The organism is Enterococcus sp. AZ196, from assembly GCF_050498845.1.
GTDB lineage: Bacteria > Bacillota > Bacilli > Lactobacillales > Enterococcaceae > Enterococcus_A > Enterococcus_A murrayae.
Genome location: NZ_JBIPAM010000001.1, coordinates 1,743,240 through 1,752,500 on the forward strand (window position 1 = coordinate 1,743,240; position 9,261 = coordinate 1,752,500).

At 40.0% G+C, this 9,261-nt stretch carries 9 protein-coding genes, 1 tRNA gene and 1 rRNA gene; 3 read left to right on the plus strand and 8 right to left on the minus strand.

The window, feature by feature from the left end; all coding sequences use genetic code 11:
• Positions 1–9: 9 nt before the first annotated feature.
• The 4 genes from lacD to IGI67_RS08535 form a co-directional block, all read right to left on the minus strand.
• Positions 10–1,017: a tagatose-bisphosphate aldolase gene (lacD, locus tag IGI67_RS08520; protein WP_429957409.1), complete on the minus strand. Its 1,008-nt coding sequence runs from the start codon at positions 1,015–1,017 to the stop codon at positions 10–12.
• A gap of 22 nt (positions 1,018–1,039) precedes the next feature.
• Positions 1,040–2,212: an SIS domain-containing protein gene (locus IGI67_RS08525; protein WP_429957410.1), complete on the minus strand. Its 1,173-nt coding sequence runs from the start codon at positions 2,210–2,212 to the stop codon at positions 1,040–1,042.
• 12 nt (positions 2,213–2,224) lie between these two features.
• Entirely contained in the window at positions 2,225–2,956 is a 732-nt protein-coding gene (locus tag IGI67_RS08530) for a GntR family transcriptional regulator (protein WP_429957411.1), read from the minus strand.
• A 293-nt stretch (positions 2,957–3,249) separates the two neighbouring features.
• On the minus strand, positions 3,250–4,653 hold the full coding sequence (locus tag IGI67_RS08535) for a L,D-transpeptidase family protein (protein ID WP_429957412.1): 1,404 nt from the start codon (positions 4,651–4,653) through the stop codon (positions 3,250–3,252).
• Positions 4,654–5,523: 870 nt separating this feature from the next.
• Between IGI67_RS08535 and IGI67_RS08540 the strand changes: the two genes are divergently transcribed.
• Positions 5,524–6,132, plus strand: coding sequence for a LysM peptidoglycan-binding domain-containing protein (locus IGI67_RS08540; RefSeq protein WP_429957413.1), 609 nt, complete (start codon positions 5,524–5,526; stop codon positions 6,130–6,132).
• Between the two features lie 60 nt (positions 6,133–6,192).
• Here the strand turns inward: IGI67_RS08540 and IGI67_RS08545 are convergent, their stop codons facing one another.
• The gene (locus tag IGI67_RS08545; protein ID WP_429957414.1) at positions 6,193–6,840 is read right to left on the minus strand and encodes an HAD family hydrolase; all 648 of its coding nucleotides are present in this window, start codon (positions 6,838–6,840) and stop codon (positions 6,193–6,195) included.
• 123 nt (positions 6,841–6,963) lie between these two features.
• Between IGI67_RS08545 and IGI67_RS08550 the strand changes: the two genes are divergently transcribed.
• Both IGI67_RS08550 and IGI67_RS08555 read left to right on the plus strand, forming a co-directional pair.
• Positions 6,964–7,938 (plus strand): ring-cleaving dioxygenase, encoded by a 975-nt coding sequence (locus tag IGI67_RS08550; protein ID WP_207109439.1) that lies wholly within the window; start codon positions 6,964–6,966, stop codon positions 7,936–7,938.
• A gap of 10 nt (positions 7,939–7,948) precedes the next feature.
• On the plus strand, positions 7,949–8,569 hold the full coding sequence (locus tag IGI67_RS08555) for a flavin reductase family protein (RefSeq protein ID WP_429957415.1): 621 nt from the start codon (positions 7,949–7,951) through the stop codon (positions 8,567–8,569).
• Between the two features lie 23 nt (positions 8,570–8,592).
• Here the strand turns inward: IGI67_RS08555 and IGI67_RS08560 are convergent, their stop codons facing one another.
• The 3 genes from IGI67_RS08560 to rrf form a co-directional block, all read right to left on the minus strand.
• A complete protein-coding gene (locus IGI67_RS08560) occupies positions 8,593–8,946 on the minus strand; it encodes an iron-sulfur cluster biosynthesis family protein (RefSeq protein WP_429957416.1) in 354 nt (117 codons plus the stop codon).
• A gap of 100 nt (positions 8,947–9,046) precedes the next feature.
• A tRNA-Asn gene (locus IGI67_RS08565) sits at positions 9,047–9,120 on the minus strand.
• Between the two features lie 8 nt (positions 9,121–9,128).
• Positions 9,129–9,244, minus strand: a 5S ribosomal RNA gene (gene rrf / locus IGI67_RS08570).
• Between the last annotated feature and the right edge of the window lie 17 nt (positions 9,245–9,261).

Sequence of the window (9,261 nt, forward strand, 5' to 3'; positions counted from 1 at the left end):
GACCGCCTCCTAGTTTGCAACAGCTTCTTCGACTACTTGCACTTTGGCATGCCAAGAGCTTGCTGTTTTTGCTAAAACGCTGTTTAAACTTTCGATATTTTTCCGTCCTTCATTTTTCAGCCACTCACGAGCAGCAACCTTTCCTGATTCAATGAAAGGCTTCACACCGTTTTTCCATGTAGCACGTCCGCATAAAACACCATTGAAGGTTGATCCAGACTCGTTAGCAAAGACCAGTGTTTGTTGGAACAGCTCGGTAGAAACGCCCGCACTCAAGAAAATGAACGGCAAGTCCGTTGCTTGGCTTTGTTCTAAGAAGTATTTTGCTGCTTCTGCTTTCGTATAAGCTGTTTCACCCGTTGCAAAGCCTTCAACGAAATTCATATTGACCGGTACTTCGACTTTCAATACATCTACTTTGTATTGCGGTTTTGAGAATTCTTTCATCATCTCATTGACCTTATGTGGTTTCACCTTTGCATAGTCAATTGAACCGCTATCGGCGTTTTGGGCATCATAAGAGATTAATTCTAAATAAAAGGGAAGGTCTTCTTCTGCACACTCGCTGCCTAATCGTTCAATGAAAACCTGCTTTTGATGATTGATTTCTGGATCTTCATCCACGTCATAATATAGTAGAAACTTAATTGCATCGGCCCCTTGTTCCTTTAAACGTAGGACAGACCAATCGGCTAATAAATCGGGAAGACGCCCTGGTGTCGTCGCATCATAACCCGTTTTTTCGTAAGCCAGCAATAATCCCGCCTCTTCATGTCGCGCTTTGGCAGCTGGCAAACCATATTCTGGATCCAATAAAATCGAGGAAGCATAAGGTGTCAGCTCACTAGAAACCAATTCCTTGAAGCCTTCAATATGCTCGTCCGTTGGCTCCACATCCAGCGCTTTGATCATTTTCTTCAATGCGCCTCGCTGATCAATCGCTAAAGCACTAATGATCCCATCTTCTGTCGATAAGCGATCCATTGCCGCTTTTTTTCCTGCTGTTAACGTAAGCATGTTTCTTCCTCCCAGTTTGTTACTACTTATATTCATGAATGGTTACACCTTTTACCACACGGTTAACTGTGCCGGTTGGTGAGGGTGTATCGGGTGTATTTGCTACTTTGATAGATGTTAATAGCGCTACCGTTTGTGCTACCATGACATAGGCTAGTGCTAAATAGCCGTCTGGCAATAATTGTGCGTCCGTTGTAAATTCAAACGTATCGCCAGAAAAATTTCGTTCACCTGGTTGAGTGATAGCGAAAATACCGGAAGCGATTTCATCTTCGCGAACTTCTTCTAAGACATCCAAATCATAATCGCGGGTATACGAATCATTGTTAACAAAGCCCAGCATCACCGTTTTTTCATTGATAAATGATTTTGGACCATGACGAAAGCCCATTGAAGAATCAAAGACCGTTGCGATCTTGCCTGCTGTTAATTCCAAGATTTTCAACTGTGCTTCTCGTGTCAAAGCAGCTAAGCTCCCTGACCCTACGTAAACGATTCGTTCAAAATCAAACTCGACAATTTTCTCAATCTCAGTCTCACGATCAATCACTTCTTTTCCAAGGAGGCTTAATGTTTTTACATATCCCTGCTTTTTATCAAGAGCGGTTTGATCAAAACTCAATAATGCGCCTAACACCATACAAGAAAAGCTGCCTGTCATCGCAAAACCATCATCATTGGAACGTACAGGCATTAAGAATAAAAAGCTGTTTGGATCATTTTTGCTGATTTGAGCTAGCTGCCCTTCTTCCGCACAGGTAATGGATAAATGATGGATCGTTTCAACGACTTGATTTGCAATCTCAACAGCGGCCAAACTTTCAGGGCTGTTGCCACTTCGCGCAAATGAAACAAGCAACGTCGGTTCTTCTTTGATTAAATACTCTAACGGCTCTGCCACAATATCTGTAGTGCCGATACTCTCATAACTAAATACTTGATTGTCTCCCTGCTTGCGTAAATATGGAACTAATGTATCGCCTACATATTGCGAAGTTCCTGCACCAGTAAAGATTACTCGTGTCCGTTTTCCTTGTGCCTGTTTTTTGACTTCTGCTAAAAATTGTTCTAATTCTGTTTGTGCTGTCAGATAAAGCTCAAGGGTTTCTTCCCATAATTCTGGCTGTTGCCGAATTTCACGAGTCGTGATCTCTGCACCTAGTTCTTCCAATTTTTCTTTTTCTATTGTAAACATCCTTCGATTCTCCTAACTATTTCGAATATGGCGAATCTGATAATGAAATTGATCCGCACGGGCAACACTCAAAGTAAATTCAATGATTTCATTTTTCATGTTATATGTCTGGCGAGCTAAATGAAGAACGGGGGCTCCTTCCGGTATCATCAATTGTTTCGCGTCGTCGCTTGAAGCCACACTGGCATATAGCTCTTCATCAGCCAACCGGATTGTTTGATTAAACTCCTCTGAAAAAAGGTCATAAAGCGGCTTGCTTCGCAGCAGCCGATCATCCAATGATAAGAAAAACTTCACCGGCAAATAAGTATCCTCGCACATCAAAGGCTCACGGTCAGCTATTCGCAGCCGACTTAGTTTAAAGACAGCTTCACCTAATGAAAGATTCAGATGCTCAGAAATAAATTTATCCGCTTCGATTTTTTCAAAAGACAATATTCTAGTTTCGGGATTTCTTCCTAAACTTTTCATCTGCTCAGTAAAGCTATAAGCACTAGCTAAATCTGCCGCATTTTTTTTGATATCAGAGACAAAGGTCCCTTTTCCGTGACGACGATAAATATAGCCGATCCTTTCCAACTCCTGCAGAGCCAAGCGAACCGTCGTCCGACTTACTCCATATTGCGCTGTTAGTTCTCGTTCAGATGGCAGCCTGTCATGGGGAATCATGCTCATTTCCATTTGATCCTTCAATAAATCGACAAGCTGATGATACAAAGCTTTGTTTTTAAATGAATTTTCCATAAGAGCTCCTTTTTTACTGGTTATAACCACAAACCAATAGTAAGGTGGTTTTTTTTAGTTTGTCAACAAAAAATAGGAGGAAAAATTACCGACTAATTGGAATCATTGTTTTAACAACATTTATATCGGAATCTTTTTTTACTATAAAGTGCTTGGGAGCATGGAACTATTTCAATCCTCTAAAAAAAGGAGCAGTAATCTAATACCAGTTAAATAGTCTTGAGACTTCTTCTTTCAGACAAAAAAAGTGCTAACACGCTGGTTAGCACTTTTCCTACTATATAAATTGTCCATTAAAATACTATAACCGGTGTCCCCACCTCAAGAATTGGGTAAAGCTCATCCATTTTAGCCGGCGGAGTATTGATACAGCCATGGGAACCACGATACAACCACAAATCTCCCCCATAGGCGTATTGCCAATCGGAATCATGGATCCCAACACCTGTTTTATCGATTGGCATCCAGTAACGTACGGGGCTGGCATATTTAGAGCCATCATCATTCAAGCCACGTAAAATTTGGTCGGTTGATTTGCTTGTAACATAATTTACTCCCGGCGGAGTCGGTGTCGATGGCTTTCCACTGACAATATCCGTTTCAAACTGGAGCTGGCCTTCTTTGTAATACCACATATATTGATTCTGCAAATCTACCTCCACGTACGTATTACCGATGCTTGTCTGTACGTTGGGGACTTCGCTCTCTACAACCGGTGTCCGGTTAAAATTCTTCCCTTTTAAAATTTGAGTGCTTAATGCTTCAACCTCTGCAGGAATATTGATCGACCAGCTGTAAATTCCGACTGGAACAGACACTTCCCCACGTTTAGTACTAGTGAAGGCTGTCGGATTTTCCTTAGTGTTGTATTCCCCATTCAAATTGGTCACAAAAGCCGTAACCTTCTCTTGATCAAGCTGCATTTCAGCTTTTTCATTCGTAGTTAACCAGCTGGCAAGCTCTTCTGCAGGAATAACGACCTGTTTTCCGTTGATCGTATAAGCTGTTTCTATTTTAACCAATTTGTTCATTTGATCCTTCAATTTTTTTAACTGGCTGTCATCTTTCGTTAAAATTGGCTGCGCATAATAATCCTCGGCGTTTACCGTCTGCTTGCCGTTCTCTAAATTTTTGATCAACGCCCTTTGAGCTGCTTCAACATCAATCGTATCCCCTTGTTTTTCCGGTACGATCACAAAATCGCCTTCTACCCATTCGATCTTCGCATTCGTCGTAGGTGTCCGAGTGACATTTTTTTGCAGAATCTCATTACCTAAATTTTCGACCAATTGATCAACATACGCCTGATCATAGCTGCTAGAAAGTTGATGTTGGCTTCCTAATAGATTATTTATTCCCCATGCAAAAGGTACCTGCTTCTGCTTGATTTGCATAAGCGCCTCTAAATGATCCTTCTGCCAGCCAAGTTCGCTGCGTTTGATTTTCTTCCACAATTTATTGTCTAATGAAATAGCAACAGGTGCTTCAGTCAGCTTTGCGCTAATTTTTCTATTCGCTTGATCAACAGTCAAACCGCCCACATTGATATTATTGACTTTGGTCTTCGGCAGCAGTCGTTCTGCATAATGGACACTCTTAAAAGAATAGAAGCTGACGAATACAACTAAAACAACCAAACAAATGATAACAATCTTTTTCGTTTTTTCCTGAAAAAAATCTTCCCCAAACCTTTTCAAAACATTTCCTCACTTTTCTTGATTAAAATTCATCTATTCCACGACAGCCACCCCTGCTGCTTGGAACAGATTTTTAAATTTCACTACTATCATATTCTACCAAAAAAATAACGACCCATGTCCAATAATTTATGTTTTTTTTGTGAAAAACTAGTAATTCCTCTCGATAAATATTTTTGTACAGCATTTTTGCCGAATTTCAGATAAAAAATAGCTTTTAAATAAGCTTGTCCGAGTAAAAAGAAACTGAAATATAATTATCTAGCTTTTCTATCCAGTTATAATTTGATTAGTCTTTGACTATCACTTGAACTTATAGCTATTCGACTCATTGATAGGAACAATGACATTCAGTAAGCTTGCCGCTTCCATAGTTAAGTCTTGATTCACACAAAAAAGTAGCTGTCTCTTTGATCTCGAACACTCTCTCATTCCTTCACTTCTTCGAAAAACGAACTATCAGCGAAGCACCTGATTTTCTTGGCTGTACTTTTCATTTTCCATCATTGCCTTCTGTGCTGTTTACCTTTTCTTAAGAAATATTCTATTATTTTCCCGTTTTTTTCCTGACATAATTTTCTGATTTTTTACAGTAAAATGTCAACATTGCAATTTTAAGCAGCGCTTTCAAAAAAGAGCGGCCAATAATGAGTCGATGATTCCCCAGTAGAGAGACCTTTTCAATTATTCTTAAAAGAGATTAAGTATTTCAAAAGCTCGGTTTTACCAGTCATTTGTTACATTTGTACATGGCATTGTAACGTCTTGTCACTGGTTTATAACCCATGACATGAAGAAGGATGGTAAAGTATGTCTCGTAGTCGAAATGACTGATTTACACATAAAAACTTTTTTGGAGGAATTTACATAATGAAATTTGGAAAAACTCTTGTACTTACAACTTTACTAACAGCTGGTGCTGCATTTGCATTAGGAACAAGCGATGCACAGGCCGCTGAAAATTACACTGTTCAATCTGGTGATACTCTATCAAAAATCTCTATCAAATTTGCAGGCGACAACAGCTTAGTTGATTCAATTGCTAAAGGAAACAAGATTTCTAACGTAGACATGATCTTTGAAGGCCAAAATTTGACAATTGATACTGACGCTAAAGGCAGTTCAACAGTAGCACCTGCTCAAGAACAAGCTGTCCCAGCTCAAACAGAACAAGCAACACAAGCTGCTCCAGCACAGCAAGCAGCACCTGTCCAAGAACAAGCCGCTGCACCTGCTGCCGAAGCATCAACACCAGCAAGTACGAACTCTGCTAAAGAATGGATCGCACAACGCGAATCTAGCGGTTCATACACAGCTACAAACGGTCAATACATTGGACGTTACCAATTATCTGCTTCATACTTAAATGGTGACTACTCTGCCGCTAATCAAGAACGTGTAGCAGACCAATATGTAACTTCTCGTTATGGTTCATGGGAAGGCGCGCAAGCATTCTGGCAAGCAAACGGCTGGTACTAAGCCGAAAAAATATGAAAAGTCCCTCATACGAGGGACTTTTTTATTGCCTGCTAATATATATCAGAGTAGAAAAGCTCTTTTGACAGCTTCAGCAACCTCTTCCACTCGCTCAACCATAATATCTGCCTGTGCTTCAGTCAGCTCTTCGCGATCACCAAACCCATATAAAACGCCTATGCTCTTCACGTCGTTTTTCCTGGCACCTAAAATATCAAACTTGCGATCCCCAATCATTACTGCCGGAGATTTATCCAGATTATTCAATGCATAAGCAATGACATCTGCTTTTTTTGAGCGTTCTCCCGTTAAATCTGCGCCAAAAATCCCCGAAAAATATTTTTCCAGTCCAGTATTCTCAAGAACCTGACGAGCAAAAAATTCTGGTTTTGACGTGGCAACAGCTAAATAGTACTCAGTGGATAATTCTGTTAATAATTCGTCAATACCTGAATACACCGACAATTGCTTGATTCCTTCATTCCTGTAATATTCACGATAAAATTCAATGCCACTTTGCGCTTCACTTTCCGTCAAATTATAAAGCGTCTCTAACATTTCCTTTAGCGGCGGTCCAATGAAACTACGCAGAGCAGCCTCACCAGGACTTTTCAACCCCATTTTTTTCAGCATATAACGGACACTATTCAAGACTCCTTCTCTAGAATCAGTCAATGTCCCATCTAAATCAAACAAAACAATCTTTTTCATTGTCCACCTCCTGCTTCCATCCTACTGATTCCTTTATAAAATATCAACCCAAGGCAATATTCTTGCTAAAAAATTTCATTACACATATACTTACTTTTAGTAAGAACTTAGGAGGAAATTATTATGGATACACAAATTCGAGGGTTACACCACGTTACAGCTATGACTTCTAGTGCCGAAAAAAATTATCGCTTCTTCACGGATATTTTAGGCTTGCGCATGATTAAAAAAACTGTCAATCAAGACGATATTGAAACCTATCATCTATACTTTACTGATGATACAGGTGCTCCTGGAACGGATATGACATTCTTCGACTTCCCACAAATTCCCAAAGGAACAAAGGGAACGAACAGTATTTCACGAACGGGCTTTCGTGTACCTAATGATGCCTCTTTAAACTATTGGCTGCAACGATTCTCAGATTTGAATATTGCCCATGGTGAAATCAAAGAACGCTTCGGAAAAAAATATTTAGAATTTCACGATTTTGATGATCAATTATTCCAATTAGTATCTGACGAAAAAAATCAAGGTGTTGCCGGCGGAACTCCATGGAAGAATTCAAATGTACCTGCCGAACATGCGATCTACGGTTTAGGCCCAACAATCGTTACCGTAGCAAAATTTGAACATTTGAAACTTGTTTTAGAGAACCTGCTCGGCTTTAAAGAAACAGCCGCTGAAGGCAGTCTGCATCAGTTTGAAGTCGGAGAAGGCGGAAATGGTGCTACGATCCTTGTCGATGATCAGCCAGACATGATCCCAGCTCAAGAGGGCTATGGAAATGTCCATCATTTAGCTTTACGTGTTGCAGATGATGCGGCTCTTCGTGATTGGATAGAAAAAATAAATGCTCTAGAATTTCCAAACTCTGGTTTTGTAGATCGTTTCTATTTCCAATCAGAATACTTCTTAGCTGCACCAAATGTTTTATTCGAACTAGCAACTGACGGACCAGGTTTCTTACAAGATGAGACCTATGATCACGCAGGAGAAATCCTATCCTTGCCACCTCATCTACAAGCAAAACGTGAAGAAATCGAAGAATACGTTCGTCCTTTCGATACGTCTGACGCCAATAAAAAACGTCAATAAGGAGACAGCCATGCTTTTCTATTCAGCTTCAGAACTTACCACCAAACAAAATTATAAATTTCTAACTGGTAGCATCATTCCACGCCCGATCGCTTGGATCACAACGATCAATCAAGAATCTGGTGTGGTAAATGCTGCGCCATTCAGCTATTTCAATGTCGTGGCGAAAGAATTGCCTTTGATCAGTCTTTCAATCAATCGCAACGAGAAGCAGATAAAGGATTCCGCTCGTAATTTGCTGCAGCAAAAAGAAGGGGTAATCCATCTTGTAAATGATACTATATTAACTGAAATGAATCAGTCCTCTGCTTCTCTCCCAGCTGATGAAAGCGAACTGGATAATAGCCATTTGACACTGATAGGCAGTCAAGAAATTTCTGTGCCGGCTATCAAGGAGGCTCCGATTCGTTTCGAGGTTCGACTGCACCAATATATTCCAGTTAAGGACAATGCTGAAAATATTATCAGCGACATGTTTATCTTAGAAGTTTTGAATTATCATTTTGAGGAAAGAGTTTTTGATCAAAAACAAGAATACATTGACCCGCTAAAATTGAATCCGTTAGCACGTTTAGCTGGAGATGCTTATGCACATATTGCAGCGACCTTACATGTAAAAAGACCGAAATAAAAAAGGAGTGGGCTCCTCTGAGCTCACTCCTTTTTTTCACGCAAATCAATAATTTGTACATTTCCATCAATCATTCCACTAGGACCTTTCAGTTTGATCAATGACATACGCGGATCAAAAATCAAAGACATTTCATCTTCTAAATAGAGTTTTGAATGCTCTTTGATCGGGATGCTGCCGATAGTACTATCAACATTTAACGTGTAATCTGAATGATCCTGTTCCTTATCTAAAACGAGCAGACGAAAACTGATATTTAATGCACAACTACCCGATTTAGAATAGCGACCCACACCATCATCTAAATCTAAAACAATTCGACTATTTTGATACTTCTCAAGTCGCTTTACTAACTCATCTGCTATATTTATATACATACTTCTCATCACCTCATATAAAGCATAGCACGATTCTATCAATCTCTTAAATACTTTGCTCACAACAAAAAAAGACAATCATGATTGATTGTCTTTGAAACTCCGGCAGTAGGACTCGAACCTACGACATCATGATTAACAGTCATGCGCTACTACCAACTGAGCTATGCCGGAATAATTCAGCGCGGCGACGTCCTAATCTCACAAGGGGCAACCCCTCACTACAATCGGCGCTAAGAAGCTTAACTTCTGTGTTCGACATGGGAACAGGTGTATCCTTCTCGCTATCGCCACCACACTATTTTCTTTTTTGAG